This is a genomic window from Solibacillus sp. CAU 1738, from assembly GCF_039888725.1.
Lineage (GTDB): Bacteria > Bacillota > Bacilli > Bacillales_A > Planococcaceae > Metasolibacillus.
Genome location: NZ_JBDQQN010000001.1, coordinates 253550 through 280443, shown reverse-complemented (window position 1 = coordinate 280443; position 26894 = coordinate 253550). Strand labels below are relative to the sequence as shown.

Genomic DNA, 26894 nt, shown 5'->3' with positions numbered 1-26894 from the left:
ACTTCTCTACATCCCCAACAATCTCGGGATAAAGAGTACTAAATCAGGAATATAAGTTAAGAATAGTAGCACGATAAATGAAATAATGATAAATGGAAATACACTTTTGACAAGCTTTTCAAATTTAACTTCTGCCATGGATGATACGATAAACAACCCCGTTCCTACTGGAGGTGTTAATAAGCCTAACGTTAAATTAATACAAATGATGACACCAAAATGGACAGGATCAATATTGAGTGCTGTCACAAGTGGCATCATAACTGGTACTAAAATAATTAACGCAGCAATACCATCTAATAACATCCCTACGATTAATAGCACTAAATTTACTAATAATAAAAAGACTAAAGGACTCTCCGTAATGCTTAACACACTATCAACTAATAATTGTGGAATGCGTTCAAATGCGATCATCCAACCAAAAATATTCGCCATAATAATTAAATAAGTAACTGTCGCTGTATTTGTTACAGTATTAATTAACATTTTCGGGAGTTTTCTTAAATCTAATTCTCTATATAAAAACAAACCTACGATTAAGGCGATTAAACATGCAATAGCCGCTGATTCAGTAGCTGTGAATACACCGGTTAAAATGCCTACTACAACAGTAATTGGAATCAGTAATGCTGGAATGACATATAATGAACTTTTCCAAATCTCATTCCACGAAGCTCTCTCGCTTTTTGGGAAATTTTGCTTCATACCAATAATTGAAATAACGGCAATAAAAACTAAACCGTAAATAATCCCTGGAATTATCCCCGCTGTAAAAAGAGCACCTATTGAAGTACTTGATAAAGTCCCATAAATAATAAAAATCATACTAGGTGGAATAATTGGAGCTATGATGGATGATGCTAATGTGATAGAAGCTGCGAATTCTCGTTTGTACCCTTCCTTCTCCATTTGAGGCACCATCACTTTACTCATCATCGCTGCTTGAGCATTCGCTGAACCTAAAATGGAAGCTAAAAACATATTCGCCACAACCGTTACATATGCCAACCCACCTTTAAAGTGTCCGATTAACACTCTAGCAAACTTTACTAAACGCGTTGTTATGCCTCCCTCATTCATAATTTCACCCATTAACATGAAAAGAGGGATAGCTAATAAACCAAAATTCTCTAAACCCGAATACATACGCAGTGGTGTGGAATCTAACAATATCGTTTGTCCATTTATAATAAAATAGATTACGGTCGTTATCCCTAACACCATCGCAATCGGAATGCCTAATAGTAATAGTAAGAAGAAAACACCGATAATTATATACGTCATTTCCCTTCTCCCCCTTTAGGCTTTTTTAGAAATAGCTCTTCTTTTTTCATTATTCTCGTTACTAAATGCGTTAAAATATGTACAAATGCAAATAGTAACCCGACAGGAACAGCACTATATGGAATCCACATTGGCAGTTGTAAAGCACTGGATTTTTGGATAAGCATTGAAGGTAGCATCATCCATTTCACGGAATAAGCTATTAAAATACCTAAAAAGAGAAGCATTATGATATCTTGAGCCATTCGGATCCATCTCTTTTTGTCGTCTGCAACTGCATCGACAAGAAAAGTAACGGAAGCTTGGGTGCCATATTTCAGCCCCCAGCTTCCACCTATAAATGATGTCCAAATAAGGAGAAAGATCGATACTTCACCAGCCCACGTAATAGGGTCCTTTAGGAAATAACGGTAAATTACCGCTGTGATCATTATTATTGTCAGTGCACCCATTAATATAGCCATAATGTACTCTTCAATTTTTGTTAGAACACTACTAATTTTTACAAGTACGCCTGTCATGATCTCTCTCCCCCTTGAACCTATTTCCTTACAGTTTCAATAAATCGCTTAATTAACTCTGATTGTGCGCTATATTCAGCATCAAAGGCTTCAATTTGAGACTTAAATACACTCGCATCTAAGTCAAACACTTCCATACCTTGACTAGTGAGCTGAGATTTAAAATCTTCCTCTTGTGCTGCTCGATTTTCTACTGCATATAATGAAGCTACTTTTAATGAATCAATAATAATTTGCTGTGCGTCTTTTGACAGTCCATCAAATGATTTTTCATTTGTTATAATTACAGATGGCCAAACCATATGATTTGTCACAGCTGCATATTTAGCTACTTCAGAATATTTATTCGTAATAGTGGCATCTAAGTCCATATCCATTCCATCGATGACCCCTGTTTGAATCGCAGAATATACTTCCGGTAGTGGTAATGCTTCCGGTGCAGCTCCTGTTGATTTATAAAATGCAGTTAGTGGTGGACTAGGTGTTACACGCATTTTTAAACCAGATAAATCGGATGCTTGCTTCACTTCTTTATTTTTTAATATCATTACACGCTGACCTGCAAATAAATAATCCAGTCCTTTTAAGCCTGTTCCTTCAACTTTACTTAGTACTTCCTTACCAATATCAGATTGACTCGTATTATAGGCATCTTGTAAACTATCAAATGCATATGGTGCAAACCAAGCAGCCATTTCAGGAGTTCTAGCACTTAAATAGGCTCCAGTTATGAGGGCAAAATCAATTGATCCAGCTTCAACTTGCTGAACCATATCAGCTTCTGTTCCTAATTGGCTAGCAGGATAAATTTCTACTTGCATTTTTCCACCCGACCTTGCTTTTAGCTCCTCATTAAACTTCTCAGATGCTTTGTGCCACATATGATCTGTTGGCGTTATATGTGCAAGTTTAAAAGTAATTTTCGGTAAATCTAAATCAACCGAAGCAGTAGTAGTCCCTGAACTGCTAGAATCACTCGAACTCTTTTGTTCACCATCTGATGAAGTATTTTTATCTGAGCTACATGCTGCTAAAACGAAAACTATTAACAATAACATGGCCATTGGAATACATTTCAACGTTTTACTCATAACATGATCCTCCTACTTTAATGGTTATTTGTTGTTTCGGCCTTTGTCTTACCAGCTACTCCCCAATGCGAGTGCGCTATTTCTGTAACGATAATTCGCACATTTTCGGCTGGGACATGCGCTGTTTCCACTACGGCATTTGTGACACTACTAATAATTTCTCTAATCTGCTTGTCAGAACGGCCTTCCAGCAGTTGAATTTGAATTATCGGCATATAGCATCCCTCATCATTTCACAAACAAAGTCAGTTTTCCTAATTGTCCATAATCAGCTTCAATTACATCACCAGCTTGAACAGCGATTGCATCCGTTATCCCACCAGTTAACACTAGTTGCCCTGGCAATATACCGCGCCCTTCTTTTGCAAGTAATGTTAATAGTTCAATAACGGAATGGATTGGGTGCCCCAGTACAGCAGCCCCATTACCATATAGTTTTTCTTCACCATTTTGCTTTAATACGACGTTCACCGCAGACCAATCTAGCGCATAAGGTGAAAAGGCTTGTGCACTAAGCCAAATCTTTGTAGAAGAAGCATTATCCGCAATAACATCCGGCAATGTAAAAGAAAAGTTTTGATAACGACTATCTATCACTTCCAATGCTAAATACACACTTTCAACTGATGACCAAATGTCTAAAGGTGTTAAATTCGCACCTGAAACAGCCTTGTTAAACACAAATGCTACTTCTGCTTCAACACGTGGATGAATATAGTCAGAAGCTATAATTTCATTTCGTCGCAAATTCATGGAAGAAGTAAGGCGACCGTAAATCGGTGAATCTACACCTACTTGTTGTTGTTTTGCTACACTTGTTAAGCCCATTTTCCACCCAATAAAATGGTTCTCTGCCGTCAACGTTTGTTCCATACTAATTTTTTGAATTTCATATGCTTGATCAACCGTTAGCGTTGGATTCGTAATTGTTATTTTTTCGATTGGTTCCTTTGTTGCCTGTGCATTAGCAATACGCTCGGCATATGTGAATAAAGACATTACACTATCCCTACTTTCTGCTTAGCTATTTGTTGAGCTACTTCAATAATCATATCTTCCTGCCCCCCAACAATATGCCGTTTTCCTAACTCAACTAATATTGTTCGAGCATCGATTCCGACTTTCTCACCTGCGATATTTGCATGTCGCAAAAAGCTAGAATACACACCTGCATACCCCATTACTAAGCTACCAGTCGTAATGTCTTGAGGATGTGGTAAAACTTCTGCCCGTACGTAATCTGCTAAATCGAGCATTTTATAAAGATCGATACCCGACTCCACTTCCATACGATTTAATACCGCTACTAATACTTCTGTTTGTGTATTACCTGCTCCGGCACCTAAACAACAAACGCTTGCGTCTATACGTGTAGCCCCCTCTTCAATGGCGACTAATGTATTCGCAACCGCTAAGCTCAAATTGTTATGGGCATGAAAACCTACTTCAATATTCAAATTTTCACGTAGTAATCGGATGCGATTTCGTACATCTGACGGTAACATTGCGCCTGCAGAATCCGTCACATATACAGCATCTGCGCCATAAGACTCCATTAATAAAGCTTGCTCTAACACTTTTTCAGGCGGTGCAGAATGAGCCATCATTAAAAAACCAAATGCCTCCATTCCTAAGCTTTTCGCCATTTCAATATGCTGCTTTGAAACATCAGCTTCCGTGACATGTGTCGCTACTCTTACCGCTTTCGCACCAGCCGCATAAGCTTCTTTCAAATCCTTAATTGTTCCGATACCTGGAATGAGCAATACAGTAATTTTAGAATTACCCGCTACTAAAGCCGCTTCCTTAATGAGCTCAATATCGTATTCTTTAGATAGGCCGTACTGCAACGAAGAGCCACCTAGTCCGTCTCCATGTGTCACCTCGATATAAGGCATTCCGGCTGCACTTAATTGTGAGGTAATATTTCGAACTTGCTCTTTCGTAAACTGATGTCCAACGACATGACTGCCATCCCGCATCGCCACTTCCGTAATATAAATAGGCATCATCGTATTTGGGCCTCCTCTGCAATCATAGCTTGAGCTATTTCTTCTCCCACTTTTAGTGCTGCGGCTGTCATGATATCTAGATTGCCTGCGTATACAGGTAAATAATCACCTAAACCTTCTACTTCTAAAAAGACCGACACTTGTTTCTCGTCAATTAAAGGCTCCATTTTCAAACGATAGCCTGGTACAAATTCATTCACTTTAGCAACCATTTCATGAATTGCCTCCATGATTGCTTCTTCTTGTGCTTGTTCTTGCAATGTACATAAAATCGTATCGCGCATAATAAGTGGAGGTTCTGCAGGATTTAATAAAATGATTGCCTTTCCTTTAGTAGCTCCCCCTATTTTTTCAATAGCTAATGAAGTTGTTTCGGTAAACTCATCTATATTTGCCCGTGTGCCCGGACCCGCGCTTTTCGAAGCAATAGTAGCTACAATTTCAGCATACTCGACTTGTTGTACCGAATTTATAGCATGGATAATCGGTATCGTCGCTTGCCCACCACAAGTAACCATATTAACTACATCTACTTCTATATGGTCTTGTAAATTCACGGTAGGGATGACAAATGGTCCTATAGCTGCTGGCGTTAAATCGATTATTTTTTTACCTAGTCCTTTTAATTTTTCTACATGAAGCACATGCGCTTTTGCTGATGTAGCATCGAACAAAATATCAGCAAGCTCATGTTGCTGTAAAAAACCTTCAATACCATTTGTAATTGTTTTTACACCAGCTGCTTCTGCTCGTTGTAAACCTTCTGATTCAGGATCTATGCCGATCATGACCGCCATCTCTATGTACGGTGATCGCTGAATTTTCATCATTAAATCCGTCCCAATATTCCCTGATCCAATGACACCAACTTTAATTTTGTTCATCTATTTTCCACCCTTTATACGAAATGTAATTCGATTTTGTCAAATGCTTCACCAAAATCTGCAACAAAGATATCCCCTTGCTCTGCATCAAGCGCAGCTGATAATGCCCCTGATAACACAACTTCCCCAGCTTCAATGCCGATATTAAAATCAGCTAGGCGATTCACAAGCCATGCTACACAAGCAGCAGGGTCTCCTAAAACATCACTGCCTTTTCCGGTATTCATTTGTTCTCCATTTTTATAAAGGGACATTTCAATTTCTCGTAAATTTACTTCCTCAATTTGGTGTTTCACATTCCCAAGTAAATACTTCGCTGAGGATGCATTATCTGCAATTGTGTCTAGTAATTTGATTTGCCAGTTTTCTATTCGGCTATCCACAACTTCTATACTTCCAACAACGTAATCAGTAGCATCTAACACATCATCTACTGTTACATTGGGCCCTTTTAAAGGTTTTTTTAATACAAATGCTATCTCCGCCTCTACCCGAGGTTTTAAATAATCCGCGCGCTCCGTTTGGCCATTTGTAATTTCCATATTCGATAACAGATGACCATAATCGGGCTCATTTACTTTCAATAATTTTTGCATCGCTTCTGAAGTTAGGCCGATTTTTTTACCGGTAATCGAATGCCCTTGCGATAGTTTTTCATTGACAATTTCTAATTGAATTAAATAGGCATCCTTAATAGACAAATCCTTTATTGATTCTGTAATTGGTGGCATTCCTGCACGGTTTCGTTCCGCTTCTAATAGTTTATCTGACCACTCTATTAAATTTACGATCATTCCTATCGCCCCTCTTATAGTTTGATTGTTACATTCGATACTTCACAATAGAATTCGAAGCTATGAGAGCCTCCTTCGCGTCCAATACCGCTATGCTTCATACCTCCAAAAGGTGTACGAAGATCACGGAGGTACCAAGTATTTACCCATACAATGCCTGATTCTATTTGTGCAGCTACTCGATGTGCCCGGCGCAAATCATTTGTCCAAATCGTTGCTCCTAGACCGTATTTAGTATCATTGGCATAAGCTAACACTTCTTCTTCACTGTCAAAAGGTAGGACCGCTACAACGGGACCAAAAATCTCCTCTTGCACACAGCGAGATTGCTGAGTGAGGCCTGTAATAATCGTAGGCTCAATAAAGTAACCCTTTGGTATTGAGGCAGGTCGTCCTCCACCTGTTAAAATGTGACCATCTTCTTCTTGCGCTAGCTCGATATAACTTAATACTTTTTCATAATGTTCTTTACCTATTACAGCCCCAATATCGGTCGCCTCATTAAAAGGGTTTCCAATCTTTAATTCTTTTGTTCTTTCAACAAACTTTTCTAAAAAAGTGTCATAAACTGAACGTTCTACATAAATTCGTGATCCGCACAAGCAAACTTGCCCTTGATTCATAAAGCTCGATTTCAAAGTCGTGTCAATTACTTCATCTAAATCCGAGTCCGCAAAAATGATATTCGGGTTTTTTCCTCCTAATTCGAATGACACTTTCTTTAATGTAGGGGCTGCTGCTTTCATAATCGTTGTGCCAGTTTTCGTTTCACCTGTGAAGGTAATCGCATCTACATTAGGATGTTCTGATAAAAATGCGCCGGCAGAATCCGCTCCAAATCCATGGACTAAATTCACAACACCTTCTGGCAAGCCCGCTTCTTGACACAGCTCTACAAGACGGGTCGCTGTCATTGGAGTAAGCTCAGCTGGTTTCATTACTGCCGTACATCCTGCTGCTAAACACGGTGCTAATTTCCAAGTGAGTAATAACAGTGGTAAATTCCACGGGTTAATCATAGCTACTACACCGACTGGTCGCGTCACTGTGTAATGAAGCGCAATATTATCTTGGTTGTAGGAATCATTACTTAATGAAGTCACATAGTCGGCAAAAAAATGAAAGTTATGTGCAGCTCGTTTAATATCCATTTCTAAAGCTAATAAGTATGGTTTTCCAGTATCCGTTGCCTCTAGTGCCGCTAACTCTTCTACGTTTTCAAGAATTAAGTCTCCTATACGACGCAGTATGTTTGAGCGCTGCTTTACAGTAAATTTGCCCCACGGTCCCTGTAAAGCTTGCTTTGCAGCTGCAACAGCTTCATCAACTTGTTGTTTCGTTGCTTCTGCTACCCAACCGATTTCTTCCTCAGTTGCTGGATTAATATTCGCAAACTTCCTTTCTTCCACTTCATCAATAAATTTTCCATTGATGAAATTTCGGCAGTTGATGCTTTTAGTTGATGATAATAAGTCCTGCATCCACCTTTCACTCCCTTAAAGATAATAAGAACGACCTTAAGAAATCGAAGCGTATATTTTCGTTCGTTCTTCTTAAAGTCGTTAATCTTTTTAGTCTTCTATTTCAACAATCATTTCAATTTCAATCGCTGTATTATTTGGCAATTGAGCCATTCCAACAGCTGAACGTGCATGCTTACCTCGTTCACCAAAAACTTCAACGAGTAAGTCGGATGCTCCGTTCATCACTTTCGGTTGGTCTGTAAAATCCGTTGCGGAGTTCACCATGCCTAAAATTTTCACAATACGTTTAACTTTTGATAGATCGCCTAGCTCCGCTTTTAACACTGTCAATAAATTGATCATCGACTCTCGACAAGCGGCATAGCCATCCTCAACTGTTAAATCAATTCCTAGCTTTCCTTTGTATTGATCCACACCTTGGCCAGATGTAAAAATTAAGTTTCCTGTCCTTACACAGCTAACATAATTTCCTACAGCTTGGCGTGGCTGTCCAAGCTCAATGCCTAATTCCCGCAATCTTTCTTCAGGAGTCTTTAGCTGATTCACCATGAACAACTGCACTCCTTTCAACATTTAAAAAGGACATAGCATTGCCACCTAAAATAGCATCTCGCTCAGCTTGAGTTAATTGCTCTAGTTCATCTACCACTTTTCCAGGATCAATTTCTCGTAATAAAAATGGATAATCTGAGCCCATAATAATTTTGTCTATACCAAACCGTTCAATTAAATAACGCAAATTTTGTGGCTCATACACTAATGAATCAAAATAGAAGTTTTTAGTATAGTAGCTAGGCGGGTGCTCTGTTTGACGAATATGTGGCCAAACTTCCCACCCTTGATCTAATCTCGGCAATATATAAGGGAATGAACCGCCCCCATGTGCAAAGCAAATCTTTAAGTTTGGGCATTTTTCCATTACGCCACTCCATACAAGACTCGCTGCAGCTAACGCCGTCTCACTCGGCATTCCTACTGTATACATGAAATTGTGGCGAGGTGTACGATCTTTAGCCATTGTCTCCCACGGATGAATGAACAGTGGCATTTCGTATTGCTCTGCTGCTTGGAAAAATGGTAAAAATAGTTCATTATCTAAATTTTCACCGTTCACATTCGTCCCGATTTCAATACCTGATAAGCCTATGTCCTTACATCTTATAAGCTCGGCAACGGCTACTTCCGTATTTTGCATCGGCACTGTTCCTAGCCCGATAAATTTATTTGGATATTCGTTTACTATTTTCGCTATAAAATCATTTTGGTATTGCGCTAATTCGAGAGCTTGTTCTGCAGGCGCCCAATAAGAAAACGTTACAGGAACTGGCGAAAGCACTTGCATATCAACATTTTCCTTTTCCATATCCTGAATCCGCTTTTCAGCATCCCATACGTTTGCATCTACCTTTCTAAATACGTTGCCACTCACCATAATGTCCGCGCCACATGAGCACTTATTTTCTAAAACGGGCCAACGATCATTCCCGTATTTTTTCGCAAGATTCGGTAAATTCTCTGGATAGATGTGTGTATGGAAGTCAATTCTCATTTCCACTCACTCACTGTTTCAGGCATAACATGACCACAATTGTCACATGTACGTAAATCTTCAGAAGCATTAAAGTGAGCAATACCTTCACCAATTTGCTTACCGATATCCGTCACTTGTAATGTTACTTTGTGTAACTCGTGATCACACTCGCTACATAGCCATACTAAATCTTCAAGCTCGCCTTGTTTGCGTTTACGTTCTACTACGATGCCATACGTATCTGCCACACGGTGTGGTGAATGTGGTACATTGGCCGGTAGCATAAACATTTCGCCTTCTTTTACTTCTACTACTTCTCGTTTCCCTTCATCATTAATAACTTCCACATAACAAGAGCCTTTAATTTGATAAAATAGCTCATCTGAAGGGTCAACATGGAACTCACGGCGAGCATTAGGTCCACCGATTAACATAATTAAAAACTCCGAGTCTTCCCATAGCACTTTATTGTTCACAGGTGGCTTTAATAAATCTTTATTGTCCTCAATGATTTTTAAAATGTTTTGAGAACGAGCTTGTAATTTACTTACTGATGTTTGATTTGACATACAAAATCCCTCCGAATTTTTAATAATTGATTGTCATATATCCTAACTGGCGCGAAATTAAATCCGCACAATGTACAACTTCCCGAATGATGGCCGCTTTTTCTTTTTTCATATACTCTTTATCACCAACTAAATTTAACGCAGCAACGACTTGCCCATTATAAGTTTTTATCGGGGCTGCAATACCGTATGTGTGTGTTTCATTTTCCACATCACAAATGGCGTAGCCTCTCATCCGAATAAGCTTTAAATCTTCTTCTAATTCAGCTAATGATGTAATTGTATTTTGCGTTGCTTTAATCATCCCTTTAGCTAGCATTGGCATTACAAAGCCTTTATTAAATGCAAGTAGCACTTTCCCAATGCTCGTTGAATAAGCAGGAAATCTTGTCATCCCTACAATCGTTGGCACTACATCTACATGTGGTGACATCGTTTTAAAAATAAAACGAATTTCTCCATCGTCAAACATGCCAATATGAGATGTCCCTTTAAATCTCGTTACTAGTTTGCTAATAATAGGTGCTGCTTCTATATTAATTTCTTGAAGGTACATGACATTATTACTCCACTCCAAAATCTTCCACCCGAGCCGGTAACGTTTATCACTGCCTTGTATTAATATATTTTCATGACACATTGCCTTCAAAAAATGATGGACGGAGCTTGGTGGTAAGTTCAATTTATCTGCAATTTCTTTATTACTTAATGAAGGCTCTCCAACAGAAAGCAACTCGATAATGCTTGCAATTTTTGAAACTGATGCGATCAATTGCCCCACTCCTATCAAATTTTGTTAGATTGGTTGTTTAGCATTTTCTTGCTCTTTATTTAAAATCGATTCAACTAGCTCAAATGTATGCGTTTTCTTAAATTTATTATAAAAAATTGCACGTTTACGAATTGGATCGCCCGTATAATAGCGCTCATATTGTAATGCACGCATACCAAACGCCTCTCCACATAAATCCCAAGCAAGCTTAAAGATTTGGATACGTTGTTCGGCATTTACACCAGCACGACCACCGTAATGGCGATTAATACTTTCTTTTAAATCAGGATGATAAAGGTCTGCTTCTGTTGGCATCATTAAAAGTCCACCTGCACCAATCGTTTGCATCACCTCGATTGCACGAGGGTACATTTCCGGCATCATCCCCCGAATTGTTTCTAATGCTACAGGATTTAAACGTGCTTCTCCTTGCGGTGTAACCGTAAATTCACGCTCTGCTGTACGTAGCAATGCCCGAATTACTTCCACTGATTGCACTAGTTCCCCTAAATCACGTTGTACATTTAAAAACTGATCGACACCTATTGAATCAGCCACTTTACAAGCTACTTCTACAGCAAATGCTAGCTTTATATAACCTCGTACACCCGATTGGTGGGCTGGTTGTTCAGCGATACCTGTCATCGGATATAGTAAATTGGCTGCCTCCACATTGTTGTATAAAAAGACTTTATCCCAAGGAACGAGAACATCTTCAAAAATTAGGAGCGCATCCATTTCTTCATAACGCGACGCGAGTGGATGATCGAATGTAGAGCGCGTTCCATCTTGTACAGGCTCGCGGCAAATGATTTTTAAACCAGCAACATCAACTGGTACAGCAAACGCTAACGCATATCGCTCATCGCCAGGAGCAAAGCCTGGGAAAGAATATATAATTACTTCATCCGTTAATGCTGCTAACGTAGCTAACATTTTAGCCCCTCTGACAATAATTCCTTCTGGTGTTTCCTTCACTACTCCTAAATGTGTAAATGTGTCAGATTGCTCATGTGACGTTTTACTACGATCATTTTGTGGATTAACAATGGCGTGAGTAAGAAAAATATCGTTATCTCGTAAATGACGATAATAATCTTCAATATTCGTTGCCCAATCTTTATTGTATTGTTCTAAAAACCAAGAGTTTTGCGCTAAAGAAGTCACAACTGTATTTAAAAAATCAGGTGTTCTCCCCATTAACCCATATGTTTGACGAGCAACAATTTCAAACGCCTTACTACGTTGCATAATATCTTCATACGTTCTTGCGAAAAGAAATGAATTTGCTACACGTTCCCCAGTTTCTTCGCAAATATGTGTAAGTTCATCTTGAAATTCCTTATCATGTTGCATGTCATAAAGTTTTGCAATTTCTAAAATAGGTTGTTGAAAATAAGGCTCATCAACAATACTTTCTACTAATCTCCCATTCAACCAAACTTCAGGTTTTCTAGATTTCAATCCATTAATATATTGTTCTCCAGTACGAATGCCCATTTCTTCTCCCTCACTTTTGGAATCTATAGTTGGATTAATTGTTTTGTTGAACCCATTTTGCCTTCATAAAATGTTAGGCCTTCCTTATCAGTTCTTTCAAAATGTATAATTTCTCCAATAAATAATACGTGGTCACCTGCATCTACTTCTTTCCAAGGCTTACATTCAATATAAGCAGCTGCTCCTTCAATTTTTGGTGCAATACCTGAAGTAATCCAACCTATGTCAATACCTGTTTGAGGACGCCCAGCAAATTGCCACGCTATGCTTTCTTGTTCATCGGACAAAATATTTATTGTAAATGCCCTATCCTGCATTTGAGTAAGTGAATTTGCTTTTTTATCAATTGACACTAAAGCTAAAGCAGGCTCTAAAGAAACGGAAGTAAATGAATTTACAGTAATCCCATTAATACCAGTCTCGTCGTACCAAGTAACTACTGTTACACCAGTTGCGAACTTACCGAAAGTTTGTCTTAACAATTTTATATCCACTATACTCACACCTCCTTTTCAATTTGTTACACAGATAATAGCAATGTTTTTCAATTTAAAAATGCCTGAAATTTCAAATAGTGAAATCTTATAAAAATTTTTCTAAATAATTCGAATTTTGAAGTTTATATATATATTTCACTCTATGTTGCAATATTCAAATCTATTTTTCAAATATAAATCCTTATTTATATCTATGAATTATTGATTAAGAAAATACCAAAACACTCTATTTTCAAAACAAAATTTTTTATATTTCGAGTAAGTAAAATAACTTATCCAAAGACTCTAATAGATAAAAAAAAGCACTTCCACTAATAGTTCAATTCGCCAAAACTCACATAACGGAGTATTGTAAAACTGAATAAAAGTGAAAGTGCTATATTTTGGGTGAAAATGATAGATTATTTTACTAATAAAAATCCAAAATTAAGAGATTCCTTTAATAACTGAAATAGTCCCCTGAACATAAACAAAGCCCATGTAGATCACATTTAAATGTAATCTACATGGGCTTTAGTTAGGGAGGGTTCCTATGAATTAGAAAGTGCCATTAAATAAAGATAGTCCATCGATAATATCATCGCCGCCTACAATGTAAATTACTACTGCAGTCATAAATATTTTTTTAATGTGTTTCATATAGTTTTCCTCCTTTTCATTTGTTATTAATTTGACAAAATTAAATAAAGTAATGCTCCTTTGAAAAAACAATCATTTCTCTTTTTCGAACGTTACCATTTATAAGTTAATAATACATTAATATCTTAAATATAAAAATTTTTTTCATATATTATAATTTTAATTAATTTATGTTATTTTAGTAGTAACAATACCCTAGAATAATAGGAGGTTATTATGGAGCATTTCGGTGAGACTTTTCGGCAATTAAGAACGTACAAGGGAATGACATTAAAATATGTTACACAAGGAATTACATCCGTTTCTTTATTATCCAAGTTTGAACGAAATGAATGTGAACTTACTTTCCCAAATTTCAATAAATTATTACAACGAATTAATGTTACATTAAATGAATTCATGTATATACATAATCAATATACAAGAGATAATTTTAAAGAATTTGTAGCTTTATTAAGACAGCAGTATACACAAGGTAATGTTGAGGCAATAAAAAATAGGCTTAACCAAGAAATAGAAAACTCTGACGACTTAATAGATTCACGGCTAAATATTATAATGATTAAATCAATTTTAGCGGATTTAACAGGAGAGCCTGTCGATATAGGAGATATCGAGTATTTAACAAATTATTTGTGGTCAGTTGAATACTGGCATGATTATGAAATAACTCTATATGGAAATTCACTGCATATTTTACCTGTTGACTCAGTCATCTTATTATCTAAGGAAATTTTTAATAAAGGGCATTTGTATACACGCTTACTTAATTATCGCCGTGATATGTATGGTGTTATTTTTAATACGATTAGAATTTGCATCAAAAAAGGTCGATTTGATGATGCACAATATTTTTTAAATATGATTAATAACTCAAAGCCTTCTGAGCAATTTATATTAGAAAAAATGCTCTGTAAATTTTGGCATGGTATTCTACTTATTTCTAGTGGTAATCATGAAGAAGGAATCAACATTTGTAATAATTTTTTATCTTTTTTACAAATTACAGAATCGCACGGGAACTATACTCTCCATAGTAATTACTTAGAGGAGACCATTAAAAAACACGAACAAAAAACGCACTAATTTCTCTGATAGAAATTAGTGCGTTTTCTTCCTATTAATTATAGTGAGATAAGATAAAACTAACATTGCTGACATTATTTATTAATCGACTCCTTAAATGACTTTCTACCCGAACTAATCTCTTCAAGATGAACCTCAATATTTCGAATGGAATCTTCCGTTAAAGGAATTAGACCATTTTCCTGAATCTTCTTCCAGGTCTTCAATTCTTTACGATAGACAATTTCAGATAAACGGTAAACATCAGCTCCCATTTTCAATGCCTCTTCATAAGTGTCTTCAATATCCCTTTTTATCGCTTTTTCAACTGCTTCTCTAATTATTTTATTTGTAACTTCTCCAGAAAAGCCACTTAATACTGCATTCGCTTTAAAATCAATATCAAACTGTACACTTTCACCGTCTACTATCGGCTTTACTTTCACCCTTATTTTTTCGAGTATTACTGTAAGAAGACCGGCTTCTTCATGGTGAATCGTAATTTCCCCTCTTTTTGTATCATCTGTCATCCATTGTAATCCTTTAGCTTTATCCTTTTTAATAAACCCTTTAAACTCTTCTTTAGAAAGTATACCTACGCCTTCTATATGTGTAACTTTCTGTGCACCCTTTACCGATTCCCAATTTTCAGAAATTTTAACATACGGAATATTCACTTCATGTCCCGGTTCATTTAATCGCAAAATCATTTTCCGAAAATTAATTGGTTCAATAAAGGACTCTTGTTTATAAGAATTCATGGGGTCAGATAATTTCGATAAAGTAATCGATTTATTGATAATTGGTTTTGCTAACATTACATCTTTTACGTCATCTTCTGTACTGTATATCCAAGTTTGATATCTCGTATTATAAAATTGCATGAAGCTAGTTATTATTGGGTTCACACGCTCATTTTTTAATACTTCTTCAGAGAAAACGATATACGAAAAATGACCCCAAAATAATTTTTGATCCATCGAATGATACAAATTAAAATAAGCCTCATCTATATTTCTTCCTGTAGCAAGGCCAACTTCAGCTTGAATGGCCTCTTGATTTGGGGGCTGTTCTGATTTTGCTACATTAGTAAAGTCAATAATTTGGGAATATATTTCGTATTGATCATCTTTATAATCTACACCAATTCCAAGAACATAAAGCATCCGCTCGGGTTCATTTACATCCCAGCAACCAGAGAGAATGATTAGAGGCAACGTAAGAATAATTATTATTTTTTTTTTCATCTGTCAATCCTTACTTCTCGTTTTATCTTTGGTTTTTAACATGGTTGGTCTTTCTTTATAACTTTTTGATGGCATTCGAAATAAGGATTTACTAATTGTAGACCATTTTAAATCCGTTGAAATATCCATATATGGAACACCAAAAGTTCTTATACTTGATAAGTAAACGAGTAAAAAATAAATTGATATAAAAAAGCCAAATAAACCTAAAGCAGCAGTCATCAAAATAAATATTACACGCACTAAACTAACAGCCGTCACTAAGGATTGATTGACTAGTGTGAATGTTGCAATTGTTGAAATGGCAATGATTACGACCATTGCCGGACTAGTAATACCAGCTCGAATTGCTGCATCACCAACTATTAATCCACCTACAACACTTATTGTACCCGCAATTACTGACGGTAATCGCAAACCAGCTTCCCGGAACAACTCAAACATTCCGAGCATTATTAACATTTCCATAGCAGTTGGTAGTGGGAGTCCTGTGTTGGCTAGTACTATAGTAGCTAATAACTGTAATGGTAATTGATTTTGATGGAAAGTCGTTAAAGCAAGCCAAAATGCTGGTAACAACATACCAATTAATAAACCTACAATGCGTAATAATCGTTCCACTGAACTAAAGGCGAGTGGATATTCACTATCTTCACCTGTCTTTAGTAAAAAAAACAAATTGATTGGTACGATCACACCATACGCAACACCGTCTACAAAAATTAGAAATCTTCCTCTTACAAGAGATTGCAAGGCAAAATCTGCTCTTCCTGTATAATTCGTTCTCGGAAACAACGAAGCGTCTTTATTAATTCTTTCCATCAACGAGTCACCACTAACTATTATATCTGTATCAATATTTGCCATTTGTTTTTTTATTTGATTTAAAATATCTTTATTAGCGATGTCGTCAAAATATAAAATAGCCACTGAAGTTTTCGAACGTTTTCCGATTTCCATTTTTTCAACACATAATGAATTCGTTGGAGCACGCTTCCTTATTAAAGCAATATTTACCGCTATATCTTCAATAAAATTATCCCTTGGTCCTTTTACCATTACCTCTAACTTTGTTTCCTCAGGATTTCTATTCGGCTTTTTAGAAATATTACTCGAATATAAAAGCTGTTCATCCTCAAAATAAAGGAGTAAATTTCCTCTATATACGGATGTTATTAACTCTTCTTTATCACCAATTTTTTTAATATCTGGAATGTGTAACCCAGATTCAATTGCCTTTTCTAATGATTCACTCTCATTGCTTTCACATAATTGTTGAATATTAGGAACGATTACTTCATTGAATAGTTGACCGTCAATCATCGCCTCACATGTAATAAAATACACTTTACTATTTTTAAAGGTATATTCCTGAAATTGAATGTCTGCTGATTTTTGAAAGAGTTGCTTAATTATATTGATATCTATTGTTTTGTTCGTGGATTCCACTGGTCTTCACCCCTTTCATCGCCTTTTTGGAGATTCTGCTCTATTAAATTTTGATCTATTGTTTTTTTTCCTTTCATAATAGCTACAATCGCCAAAAAGAAAGAAATTATTATAAAGAAAACAAAAGTGATTTTTAAGAAACCTTTTTCATTAATTTCAAGAAAGACTTTATCCTTAATTAAAAATAAAGATAAAGTGATAAAGAAAAATGGAGGTGCAAGCATTGTCCAAATCTTTTTTTTGTTTTCAGCTATATTTAAAATATCAGCTACGATATATAAAATAACCACAACTCTAATAAATGTTCCTGTTAGCCATTGATATACCGAAAAAAAACTTATATTCTCAACAAAACTACCAATTGTCGCTAAACCCCATTCCTCGTAGGCTGGATACCTTTGTTTTGCAGCTTCCTCTGGTCCAAATTCTACAATCGCACCAATTAGTGGTCCAATTGTAAGACCAATAAAAATAAATAATAGAATAGAATAGTGTTTCCAGTTAATTCGGTCTTTAAATTTATGTTGAAGGAATAAAAGTAATAATAGCTCAACAAACCCGGAAGCTGGAAAAATCATCCCATACAAGACAGGTTGAAATCCATGCTCTAAAAAGGGCTGCAATAGTTCATAATCCTTCACTTGAATATTTACAAAAGAAATAAAGAATCCCAAAATTACAGATACTAACAAAACCATCACATTGACCATTACAATAGTTTGAATATTCGTTGCCATTAACGTAATACAAAGAATAATGTAAATGATTAATGGAATTATTATCGGTGTTTCAGTTAAAAAAGTTGTCGATACCCATAATAGCGTTTCCCGCATTGAAAACCCCGCTAGAACAAGTAAATAAATGGCTATTATAAAAAGTACAATGGCAGAACCTACTTTTCCTATTTTCTTTTTTAGCCAATCTTTAATTGGCTCCTGATTTGTTTTGCGGTGAATATAAACTAACAAAAAAAACCAAGGGAATGTAAATAAACCTGCCAATAGAACAGAAATCCAACCATCTCTTCCAACGGCATTTAAAATTGCAGGCAGAATTGATACATGGTTTTTTATTCCAATAAAAGTAATACATAGTAAAATGACATGTAAAATACTGATTAAGCCATTATTTTTCAAAATAAAACCTTCTAACATTATTTATTACGATTTAGCTTTGACAATTGTAGGGAGATTTATAAAAAATAATGTACAAAAGTTACAAATTAAATAAACATCGAATATTCTAATGATAAAGTTTAGATTTTGCCCATTTAATGAAAAAAGGAGGAATTTTTTTGTATCATTACCTAAGTAACTATTACTCAAATCCACTTAGTTTAATGTACAATTCGCTATCCACACAATATACAGCACCTATACGCTACTTTTTAAGCATGCAGTCGAACTTACCTGATTATCGATGTATAAGTAAAACTGAAGCCGATTTTATGGCAATGAATAGATTATTGTGGATGGAGCATGTCAATTGGACGAGAATGACGATTATGGGGATTGTTTTTAACTTACCCGATTTACCGTTTGTTCAAGAACGATTATTAAAAAATGCTACGGATTTAGGTAATTGTCTACGTCCATTTTATGGGGATCAAATAGCAAATCATTATGCGGAATTAATTAAAGAACATCTAGTTATTGCAGCTGAGTTAGTAACCGCAGCAGCAAAAGGAGATAATGAAACAGCGCAGCAAAAGGAAAAAGCATGGTATGAAAATGCAGATCAAATTGTCGCATTTTTAAGCTCGATTAACCCGTTCATCAACAAACAGGAGCTACAGAAAATGTTTTACTCACATCTATCATTAACAAAAGAAGAAGCCGTTAATATGCTTCAGAAAAACTATGAAGCGGATATTGAGGTTTTTGATAAAATTGAAGCAGAGGCAATGGCCATGTCAGATATGATTGCATCCGCTATCGTTAAGCAATTTTTCTATCCTACTTTCCAATGTTGTTGTTATTGATCAACTTATGAGTACTAAATATCCACGTACTCTATTAAGGTCCTGAATAACTTACATCTTCAAATAAAAAATGGCACTTTTTGTTTGTTTATCAAACAGAAGGTGCCAGTTGTCTTTATATTACATTCAATATCTTCATTATTTAGAGTTCCACGCCCCCAAAAAGCTAAATGACGGGGATCATAGAACAACCGGTCAAGCAACTGGTTATTAAAAAGATCGTACTACTTTATTTGCAAATCCAAATTTTGTTATTTATACTTCACTTAATTGGTAAAGGGGTGGGTGTGGATGAAAACAAAATTTTTACTATGGTCTACTATTATCGTTATCATAATTGCAATTTTGGGAATTCGTGAATTCATTAGTTTCGCACATGGAGGTGATGAAGAGGTATCAAGAAATAATCAATTTTTTAAAGTCGTTAAGGAAGCACGTGAAACTGAATTGTATAGTGAATTAGGTGATTGGGCTTCTAAAATGAACGCGATGCTTTCTGAACCTCTAGACGACCCTAAATTAAAGGAAGCGAACAACGATGAAGGTTTCGAATATTACTTGAAGGCAGAAAAAGTCATGGGGGAATTTCCGTACGAATTGATTAATGCAAGCAATGAGATGGAAAAGGACCATTCGAATTTGTTCTTACTAACAAGTTATATATCGCATAAGCAATTCGCCCGCACGGTACATTTAGGTCCTAATGGTGAGGCGAAGGAATCAACAGAACTCGTTGACCAATGGGCACCGACTGATGAATTCACGCGCCAAGCATTCGAATATATGAAGCAGATTGTGAATGATATAGACGTTGCAGTCAACCATAACGGAAAAGGCAAATTATATGGTGTGACGTATCTATTGAATGGTAAAAAGGCATCTGAAGTTGAAAATTTTGTGAAATCTGGACCGTAGACAAACTCATAGAAATTTGAGTTTGCTACGGTCTTTTTTCTTTTAGAATAATTAGTAAGAAACCGTCGATTTCCGTTCCAGGTGCTCCCTTTCCGCAGGCACGGCTATTTCCACACAGTGCATTATTCTTCCTTTTCTACTAATCTAAAATATAAACCTCGTAACTCAGAAGTTCTCGATTGTCCTAAATGTGTACGAAATTGCGGGTGAACTAATATACCTTTATCTCGTAATTGTTTAATATACCAACCTTTTGAATACTTGTGCATAATCTTGTCTCCTCCACATACATATTGATTTTCTGTTGTTATCATATGCAACGGAAGAAGTGACCATTACGGCTCGTACTATATTTTATATTTAATTGTAATCTGTTGATTCCTTGTAATAAAATGCGTTACAGAAAAAATGGGCAATTAAAAAATACCTTTCTAATTTTGTTTCTAAATTAGAAAGGCATTTTGTCCGATTTACCGAAATTCATATACAACTTAATAATAAATAAGTGCTACAAGAGCAAATTCCAAGCAATTGACGCTTATTTAAAATTAAGTCGTATGTCATTTTGGTCAAATGAGACAATTTGATATTTTTTAATATTGATTAAAGATTTTATCAGTTATTTCTAACCACTACTAATTTACGTTCCACAAAACGTTTGATAGCGACAGTTTTGTGCAGCTGGAAGCGTAGCGTATTGTGCTTGTTCTGCTGAGTGTTCAAATGGATTAGCAAGTACAGCTAATAAGCGCTCCATTACAGTTAAGTCACCTCGTTGTGCTGCGTCCAATGCTTCCTCTACTCGGTGATTACGTGGAATTACTGCTGGATTATTGTTTTTCATTAAGTCGACTGATTCAGCTTTTGACTGCGGTTGTCTCGTTAATCTTTCTTGCCATTTATGATACCATTGTTTAAATTCTTCACCTTTAAGCATTGTAATGTCTTCCTGCTGTTTAAAAGTCAGCGCAAGAAAAGTATTCGTATAATCCGCCTTTTGTACATGCATTAAATGTAAAAGCTCTTCCACTAATGGTGCATCTTCCATTTCTTCATTAAAAATCCCTAGCTTTGCCCGCATGCCATTTAACCAATTTGTATAATATAGCTCGGGGAATTGTTGTATAGCAGCTTGCGCTAACTCTAGAGCTTCCTCTTCATTGTCATGTAAAAGAGGCAATAAGCTTTCGGCAAATCTTGCTAAATTCCAGCCCGCTATTTGAGGTTGATTTTGATATGCATATCGCCCGTAAGTATCAATGGAACTAAATACGGTTTCAGGATCATATGTGTCCATAAAGGCACAAGGACCGTAATCAATTGTTTCTCCACTAATTGTCATATTATCAGTATTCATCACGCCATGAATAAAACCGACGAGCTGCCATTTTGCTACTAGTGAAGCCTGTCGCTGAATTACTTCTTGTAGTAGTTGAAGGTATTGGTTTCGTGCACCTTCTATAGTTGGATAATGTCGTACTATCGTATAATCTGCTAATGCTTGAAGTTCCTCTTCAGTTCCCCATTGTGCAGCATATTGAAATGTACCAACACGCAAATGGCTGCTTGCGACACGTGTCAAAATTGCACCGATTAATTTTGTTTCTCGAAGAATCTTTTCACCAGTTGTGACAACAGCTAAACTTCTAGTAGTTGGTATACGCAATCCGTACATAGCTTCACTAATAATATATTCCCGTAGCATCGGTCCAAGTGCAGCCCGACCATCTCCTCCACGTGAATAAGGTGTTCTTCCCGAGCCTTTTAGCTGAATATCAAATCGTTCATGCTGAGGGGTAATTTGCTCCCCTAATAAAATAGCTCGTCCATCTCCTAGCATCGTAAAATGACCGAATTGATGTCCTGCATAAGCTTGTGCGAGAGGATCAGCCTGAATAGGACTTTCATTACCAGCGAGTATTTGAACACCCTCTTCAGTTTTCAGCTCATGACTATTTAATCCTAATGATTTAGCTAACTCTTCATTGAGAATAATGAGCTCCGGTGAGGACACTGGATTTAAGTTCATTTTTGTATAAAATAAATTAGGTAAACGGGCATAGCTATTATCAATATGCCACCCGATTGGCGCCTCATTTTTTGTCATATTTATCCCCTTTCATTCTTTAATAGTATATCCTGAAAGAAGCAACTATACTTCATTGAGAATCGACAATCATCCAATCCACTGCACTATACAAATCAGGGAAAATGGCATCAGCACGAGGGTCATCTTTCCCTAAAAATACTCCTTTTGCACCTGCATTTTTTCCTGCAATAATATCTGTATCCGTATCTCCTACCATGTATGATTTACCTAAATCAATATTATACTTTTCAGCGAGATCGATTATCATTTTGCTGCTAGGCTTCCGGCAGGCACAACCAGCTTTCGGCTTATGAGGACAATAGACTGCTTCATGAATAATCGCACCTTCTTTGGCTAATTGAGCAATCATATAGTCATGAATCTTTTGTAACTGTGCTTCCTTCATAAAACCTAAACCAACGCCACCTTGATTAGTTACGACAAATATATAATCAAAATACGTATTTAATTTTTTTATTGCCTCTGGAACACGTGGTAAAAAATATAAATCAGCTGGCTTATTAACAAACTTTACACGCTTTGTTAGCACTTCATTAATGACACCATCACGATCTAAAAATACAGCTTTGTTCATGTATGTCACACCTCTATTAATTAATTTAGATTAAACAAACGTAACGCATAGCTATATTGTTGCCATATAAATTTTCTTTTAGAATAATTGATATAAGACATTTGTTAGTTGATTGGAGCGTAGGCAACTCGACTCCTGCAATTCTTATTTGCGACGAGTAACCGCAGGAGCAGGAAATGCACGAGCTGAAAATCCATTTATTTCGGTACTTGCCGAAATAAATTAGTTGAAGCCGTGCCTGCGGAAAGCGAGTTAGCCGTAGCGGAAATCAACGTATTTTTAGTGCAATGTAACAATAAAAGGTAAAACAACACACTTTCTATATTATTGAAGTAAAGCTGTATCATAAATTGTATAATCACAACGATAAATGAATAAATACTTGCCATCGATTAAAAGGCCAGTCGATTTATCAATTTCAGTAGCAAAATAACTAACATCATCACCTGCAAAAGTAGCAAGTGGCTGTCCTGATTGAGAACGAATTAAAATTACTTTATCCATACCTGTAGTTAAGTTTTTCATATCGTTAACCATACGATTAACAAATGGGACAGAGCGATCAAAACTATGTATATCCACCGATTTTGAATACTCATCGAAAATGTTTGTTAAACCATCTTCATAAGCAATTAAGCTACTCCCTACATGTAACATTTGATTCCCACCAACAGTAATATTTAGAACGGAAGATTTTTCAACTGTTTTCCCATCAATATCTTTTAGTGCAAATTCATCATCTGCTTTTATACTGACACTTTTCCCTTTAATCTGGTCTATTAATTGACTATTTTCATCATACGTTTGAATTGTAATTTCTCTTCCCTTGAACTGTTCTTTTAAATTGCCTACTCCCCACGAAAAAATATTACATCCAGATAAAACAACAAGTAATGCGCCAAGTATGAATAGGTGAAGGATTCTTTTCATATGTATTCCTCTTTCTTCTATGTATTTAAATACTTTCTATATAAATACGGGGAGAGAGACAAATAGTTTCATATGAATGGTAATTATAAAGAGGCACGCTCCTACGAATAAAGAAAAATTCGACTTAAATACAGCAGGCGTACAAAATCACGCAGTATGTTTTTTGTATTTCATGAAAATCTACTAAAATATAGCTCTCAAAAAAGGCTGCTCAGAAAATCTCCGTTTTCTGGACAGCCTTTAAACACCTTATTGACAAACACCTAATGGATTTCCATCTGGATCATAGAAAGTGAAAAATTTTGTATCACCCTCACCACCTATTTCATTGACCTTCACACCGTTTTCAAGCAAATTTTTATAAGTGTCTGCGATATTTTGTGATAAAAAGTTAAAATACTTCCCTACTCCAAACGGATTTCCTGGAAATATTATGGGTAGATGATTTTCCGTTTTGACTAAAGTTACTACCGTTTGAGAATGCTCATTGATTTTCATTACGGCTGCATTTTCTTCTATGTAAAGAAGAGTAAATCCCAGCTTTTCCTCATACCATTTCGCAGAGATATGTGGATCTTTAATAGGAATGAAGATAGCCTCTACTCCGTCCAATAAAGGTTTAATCATATTGTATCTCCAGTCTCCATTAGTTTTTTAAAAGAAGGACTTAATTCACTCCACACATCAAATTTATTGCCGTCTAAATCCATAAAAACAAAATTCCGACCACTATGTCCTCTATCTTCAATGTCACCTGCTGTTATTCCGGTAGCTATAAATTCCTCATGCATCGTTTCCAATGCTTGTATTCCATTCACTTCAAAAGTAATCGAAAAGCGTTCATTACCATAACTATCAATAAAGTTTGCACTTTGTTCTTTCATCGCTCTAACAAGAAATATACTCATGTTAGCTAAATTCAGAATCGCTTTATCTTCGTCTTGATACGTACACTTTGCTCCTAACTTTTCTACATACCATTCACATGAAAGCTCGAGATTACTGACCGGAATATAAACTGTTCCTATTCTTACTAATGTTTCAATCATAATACTACCTCCAACTATATTTTTTATATAAATTCTCCTTTCCTTTAATAAATCCTTTTGGTTTTTATGTTAATCCATTTAATTGTTGAAGTACTTTTGCAAAGTCTTGTTTTTCACCTACTACTTTAAAATCTCGGAATGGGTTCCCTATTTCATTAATGCGATTCATGACTGTTCGTATTGTAAACATTTCAGGTTTTAGTGTTTGATTTACTTCTTCCCACATTAAAGGAGTTGCTACTAATCCTCCTTCATTTCCTCTAGCAGAATAAGGTGCAATAATCGTTTTCCCTTCACGATGTTGAACATAATCTAAATATAATTTATTCCCTCGGTTTTTCTTCAAACGCTCTATTGTGAACCAATTAGGATATTGTTCAACTAAAAATTCACAAACAAATTTTGTAAATACTCCTGTTTCCTCATATGAAAAAGTATTAAAAGGTATAGGAATGTAAATTTGCATCCCTTTTCCACCAGAAGTTTTTACAAATGATTGCATGTTAAACTGATCAAAAATAACTTTCATTTTCAAAGCAGCCTCAATTGCCAAACCAAATTCGTGCACTGACGGAGGATCTAAATCAAATACAATTTCCATCGGTTTTTCAGTTTGAACATTTTGAAATGGTATATGAAACTCTAGTGCTAACTGATTTCCTAGCCACAATAATGTTTCGATATTGTTACACATAATATATTGGATTTTATTAGCTTGAAAAGTTGTAACAAAGTCCGGGGTACCTTCTGGGCTATTTTTTTGATAGAAGCTATCACCTGGTACACCATGTGGATAACGAATAACCGTTAAAAGTCGGTTATTTAGAAATGGCAGCATCATTGGCGCCACGTTTTGTAAATATAATAAATAATCATCTTTTGATAGGTGAATTGCTGGAAAGACTTGCTTTTCTGGATGTGTGATTTGCACAGTTTCTGGAATTGGTTGAAGCTGTCTATGCATTTGCTTCCATGTACATTGCATAGGGTCCACATCAAACCGAAACGCAGAAAATCTTGGTTCTCTTAATTTACTACCATCAAAGTCGATACAGGCAATATCAACACAAATAGACGGTTCAATTTCCCAAAAATCTTTATTTTGTTTTCCTTTCGACTGAAAAAAAGTAACAACTGTCCGTAATTTCTCATCCGACATACCGTGTCTAAATGTTACAATGTCGATAAATTGTTCCTCATGAAAAATCCCACCTACAAAATAGCCATTCGCTTGATCATACTTTGTAAGCACTACTGTGACATACTTCCACAATTTAATCTTTAACCAGCTTTTTGAACGCATATCACTGATCCATTTACTAGATTTTTTCTTGGCAATAATTCCTTCACCATTATGTGATGTAACTAAGTACGTTAATGCTTGACCATTGTCAATAACGTCAATTGCTTGGAGGCGTTGATGTTTTTCATACTGAACACTGGCAGGAAGTTTCACTGCACTCATCCATTTCATTAAAGACTGTTTTCGAGAAGATAAATACCGATTTTGTTGCTCTTCTCCTTTTAGTAATAACAAATCAAATATGACGTAATGGCATGGAAATTGTTTTGCATGTGCTGCAATTGTTTCGGCATTGCGCATTCGCCCTCTCTTTTGCACAACCGAAAATTTACTTTGATAGTTATTTACTAAATAAACTAATTCACCATCCAGCACAAGAGGTAAAAAGGGCTTCATAAGTTCATACATTTGTTCACAAAACGAAAGTATTTCTGGAAACATATCATTCAGATTATGATCATTTCTACTTTTCAAAACGGGAGCAGGTTCTCCAATAGCCCATTCTAAAGTACATCGAAAGCCATCATACTTTACTTCAAAAATCCATTCTTCCCCTACTGGCAATTCGGCTGATTCAGTTAAAAGCATTGGTTTCATTATGCAAAACCATCCTTTTTAACCCTATCTTTTGATAAATCTACATCGCCAATACATAAAAAAAGCAAATATCTAAATAATAAATTGATAACG

The 26894-nt window shown here is 35.9% G+C and carries 28 protein-coding genes; 3 read left to right on the top strand and 25 right to left on the bottom strand.

The features are described from left to right. Nucleotides 1-6: 6 nt before the first annotated feature. The 15 genes from AAFN87_RS01395 to AAFN87_RS01325 all read right to left on the bottom strand — a co-directional run bounded on the left by AAFN87_RS01395 (nucleotide 7) and on the right by AAFN87_RS01325 (nucleotide 12939). Complete coding sequence (locus AAFN87_RS01395) at nucleotides 7-1287, bottom strand: TRAP transporter large permease (RefSeq protein WP_347789198.1); 1281 nt, start codon at nucleotides 1285-1287, stop codon at nucleotides 7-9. After that, on the bottom strand, nucleotides 1284-1808 hold the full coding sequence (locus AAFN87_RS01390) for a TRAP transporter small permease (RefSeq protein WP_347789197.1): 525 nt from the start codon (nucleotides 1806-1808) through the stop codon (nucleotides 1284-1286). Before AAFN87_RS01390 ends, AAFN87_RS01395 begins: the two co-directional genes overlap by 4 nt. Before the next feature lie 20 nt (nucleotides 1809-1828). Beyond that, nucleotides 1829-2899 carry a TRAP transporter substrate-binding protein gene (locus AAFN87_RS01385; protein ID WP_347789196.1) on the bottom strand — a complete coding sequence of 357 codons (1071 nt, stop codon included), beginning with the start codon at nucleotides 2897-2899 and terminating at the stop codon, nucleotides 1829-1831. 17 nt (nucleotides 2900-2916) lie between these two features. Then, nucleotides 2917-3114, bottom strand: a complete 198-nt coding sequence (locus tag AAFN87_RS01380) for a 4-oxalocrotonate tautomerase (RefSeq protein WP_347789195.1) — start codon at nucleotides 3112-3114, stop codon at nucleotides 2917-2919. A gap of 13 nt (nucleotides 3115-3127) precedes the next feature. After that, nucleotides 3128-3898 carry a 2-keto-4-pentenoate hydratase gene (locus tag AAFN87_RS01375; protein WP_347789194.1) on the bottom strand — a complete coding sequence of 257 codons (771 nt, stop codon included), beginning with the start codon at nucleotides 3896-3898 and terminating at the stop codon, nucleotides 3128-3130. Then, nucleotides 3898-4908, bottom strand: coding sequence for a 4-hydroxy-2-oxovalerate aldolase (dmpG, locus tag AAFN87_RS01370; RefSeq protein WP_347789939.1), 1011 nt, complete (start codon nucleotides 4906-4908; stop codon nucleotides 3898-3900). The genes AAFN87_RS01375 and dmpG overlap by 1 nt, the downstream gene beginning before the upstream one ends. Continuing rightward, nucleotides 4908-5795, bottom strand: coding sequence for an acetaldehyde dehydrogenase (acetylating) (locus AAFN87_RS01365; RefSeq protein WP_347789193.1), 888 nt, complete (start codon nucleotides 5793-5795; stop codon nucleotides 4908-4910). The genes dmpG and AAFN87_RS01365 overlap by 1 nt, the downstream gene beginning before the upstream one ends. A 14-nt stretch (nucleotides 5796-5809) precedes the next feature. Further along, the gene (locus AAFN87_RS01360; protein ID WP_347789192.1) at nucleotides 5810-6589 is read right to left on the bottom strand and encodes a 2-keto-4-pentenoate hydratase; all 780 of its coding nucleotides are present in this window, start codon (nucleotides 6587-6589) and stop codon (nucleotides 5810-5812) included. 14 nt (nucleotides 6590-6603) lie between these two features. Then, nucleotides 6604-8070, bottom strand: a complete 1467-nt coding sequence (locus tag AAFN87_RS01355; protein WP_347789191.1) for an aldehyde dehydrogenase — start codon at nucleotides 8068-8070, stop codon at nucleotides 6604-6606. Nucleotides 8071-8160: 90 nt separating this feature from the next. After that, entirely contained in the window at nucleotides 8161-8622 is a 462-nt protein-coding gene (locus AAFN87_RS01350; RefSeq protein WP_481886427.1) for a RidA family protein, read from the bottom strand. After that, on the bottom strand, nucleotides 8597-9628 hold the full coding sequence (locus AAFN87_RS01345) for an amidohydrolase family protein (RefSeq protein WP_347789190.1): 1032 nt from the start codon (nucleotides 9626-9628) through the stop codon (nucleotides 8597-8599). The genes AAFN87_RS01350 and AAFN87_RS01345 overlap by 26 nt, the downstream gene beginning before the upstream one ends. Beyond that, the gene (locus AAFN87_RS01340; protein WP_347789189.1) at nucleotides 9619-10173 is read right to left on the bottom strand and encodes a 3-hydroxyanthranilate 3,4-dioxygenase; all 555 of its coding nucleotides are present in this window, start codon (nucleotides 10171-10173) and stop codon (nucleotides 9619-9621) included. Before AAFN87_RS01340 ends, AAFN87_RS01345 begins: the two co-directional genes overlap by 10 nt. A gap of 19 nt (nucleotides 10174-10192) precedes the next feature. Further along, complete coding sequence (locus AAFN87_RS01335; RefSeq protein WP_347789188.1) at nucleotides 10193-10945, bottom strand: IclR family transcriptional regulator; 753 nt, start codon at nucleotides 10943-10945, stop codon at nucleotides 10193-10195. Between the two features lie 24 nt (nucleotides 10946-10969). Continuing rightward, on the bottom strand, nucleotides 10970-12445 hold the full coding sequence (locus tag AAFN87_RS01330; RefSeq protein ID WP_347789187.1) for a 4-hydroxyphenylacetate 3-hydroxylase family protein: 1476 nt from the start codon (nucleotides 12443-12445) through the stop codon (nucleotides 10970-10972). A gap of 23 nt (nucleotides 12446-12468) precedes the next feature. Further along, nucleotides 12469-12939 carry a flavin reductase family protein gene (locus tag AAFN87_RS01325; RefSeq protein WP_347789186.1) on the bottom strand — a complete coding sequence of 157 codons (471 nt, stop codon included), beginning with the start codon at nucleotides 12937-12939 and terminating at the stop codon, nucleotides 12469-12471. Nucleotides 12940-13797: 858 nt separating this feature from the next. Between AAFN87_RS01325 and AAFN87_RS01320 the strand changes: the two genes are divergently transcribed. Beyond that, complete coding sequence (locus AAFN87_RS01320) at nucleotides 13798-14667, top strand: helix-turn-helix domain-containing protein (RefSeq protein WP_347789185.1); 870 nt, start codon at nucleotides 13798-13800, stop codon at nucleotides 14665-14667. 74 nt (nucleotides 14668-14741) lie between these two features. On the opposite strand, the gene AAFN87_RS01315 is transcribed toward AAFN87_RS01320, so the two are convergent. The 3 genes from AAFN87_RS01315 to AAFN87_RS01305 are packed head-to-tail and all read right to left on the bottom strand — an operon-like array spanning nucleotide 14742 to nucleotide 18478. Beyond that, complete coding sequence (locus tag AAFN87_RS01315) at nucleotides 14742-15893, bottom strand: Ger(x)C family spore germination protein (protein ID WP_347789184.1); 1152 nt, start codon at nucleotides 15891-15893, stop codon at nucleotides 14742-14744. A 3-nt stretch (nucleotides 15894-15896) separates the two neighbouring features. Then, a complete protein-coding gene (locus AAFN87_RS01310) occupies nucleotides 15897-17342 on the bottom strand; it encodes a spore germination protein (RefSeq protein ID WP_347789183.1) in 1446 nt (481 codons plus the stop codon). Then, the gene (locus AAFN87_RS01305; RefSeq protein WP_347789182.1) at nucleotides 17318-18478 is read right to left on the bottom strand and encodes an endospore germination permease; all 1161 of its coding nucleotides are present in this window, start codon (nucleotides 18476-18478) and stop codon (nucleotides 17318-17320) included. Before AAFN87_RS01305 ends, AAFN87_RS01310 begins: the two co-directional genes overlap by 25 nt. A 203-nt stretch (nucleotides 18479-18681) precedes the next feature. Between AAFN87_RS01305 and AAFN87_RS01300 the strand changes: the two genes are divergently transcribed. Both AAFN87_RS01300 and AAFN87_RS01295 read left to right on the top strand, forming a co-directional pair. Next, nucleotides 18682-19323 (top strand): hypothetical protein, encoded by a 642-nt coding sequence (locus AAFN87_RS01300; RefSeq protein ID WP_347789937.1) that lies wholly within the window; start codon nucleotides 18682-18684, stop codon nucleotides 19321-19323. Nucleotides 19324-19614: 291 nt separating this feature from the next. Next, on the top strand, nucleotides 19615-20238 hold the full coding sequence (locus AAFN87_RS01295; protein WP_347789181.1) for a hypothetical protein: 624 nt from the start codon (nucleotides 19615-19617) through the stop codon (nucleotides 20236-20238). Between the two features lie 122 nt (nucleotides 20239-20360). Here the strand turns inward: AAFN87_RS01295 and AAFN87_RS01290 are convergent, their stop codons facing one another. The 7 genes from AAFN87_RS01290 to AAFN87_RS01260 form a co-directional block, all read right to left on the bottom strand. Further along, a complete protein-coding gene (locus AAFN87_RS01290) occupies nucleotides 20361-20507 on the bottom strand; it encodes a DUF2639 domain-containing protein (RefSeq protein ID WP_347789180.1) in 147 nt (48 codons plus the stop codon). 371 nt (nucleotides 20508-20878) lie between these two features. After that, on the bottom strand, nucleotides 20879-22345 hold the full coding sequence (locus tag AAFN87_RS01285) for a protein adenylyltransferase SelO (RefSeq protein WP_347789179.1): 1467 nt from the start codon (nucleotides 22343-22345) through the stop codon (nucleotides 20879-20881). A gap of 52 nt (nucleotides 22346-22397) precedes the next feature. Beyond that, the gene (locus AAFN87_RS01280) at nucleotides 22398-22922 is read right to left on the bottom strand and encodes a D-glycero-alpha-D-manno-heptose-1,7-bisphosphate 7-phosphatase (RefSeq protein WP_347789178.1); all 525 of its coding nucleotides are present in this window, start codon (nucleotides 22920-22922) and stop codon (nucleotides 22398-22400) included. 324 nt (nucleotides 22923-23246) lie between these two features. Continuing rightward, nucleotides 23247-23852 (bottom strand): DUF5052 family protein, encoded by a 606-nt coding sequence (locus tag AAFN87_RS01275; RefSeq protein WP_347789177.1) that lies wholly within the window; start codon nucleotides 23850-23852, stop codon nucleotides 23247-23249. Nucleotides 23853-24101: 249 nt separating this feature from the next. Next, the gene (locus AAFN87_RS01270; RefSeq protein ID WP_347789176.1) at nucleotides 24102-24479 is read right to left on the bottom strand and encodes a VOC family protein; all 378 of its coding nucleotides are present in this window, start codon (nucleotides 24477-24479) and stop codon (nucleotides 24102-24104) included. Next, nucleotides 24476-24901 (bottom strand): VOC family protein, encoded by a 426-nt coding sequence (locus tag AAFN87_RS01265; RefSeq protein WP_347789175.1) that lies wholly within the window; start codon nucleotides 24899-24901, stop codon nucleotides 24476-24478. The genes AAFN87_RS01270 and AAFN87_RS01265 overlap by 4 nt, the downstream gene beginning before the upstream one ends. 64 nt (nucleotides 24902-24965) lie before the next feature. After that, nucleotides 24966-26801, bottom strand: a complete 1836-nt coding sequence (locus AAFN87_RS01260; protein ID WP_347789174.1) for a DNA ligase D — start codon at nucleotides 26799-26801, stop codon at nucleotides 24966-24968. Between the last annotated feature and the right edge of the window lie 93 nt (nucleotides 26802-26894).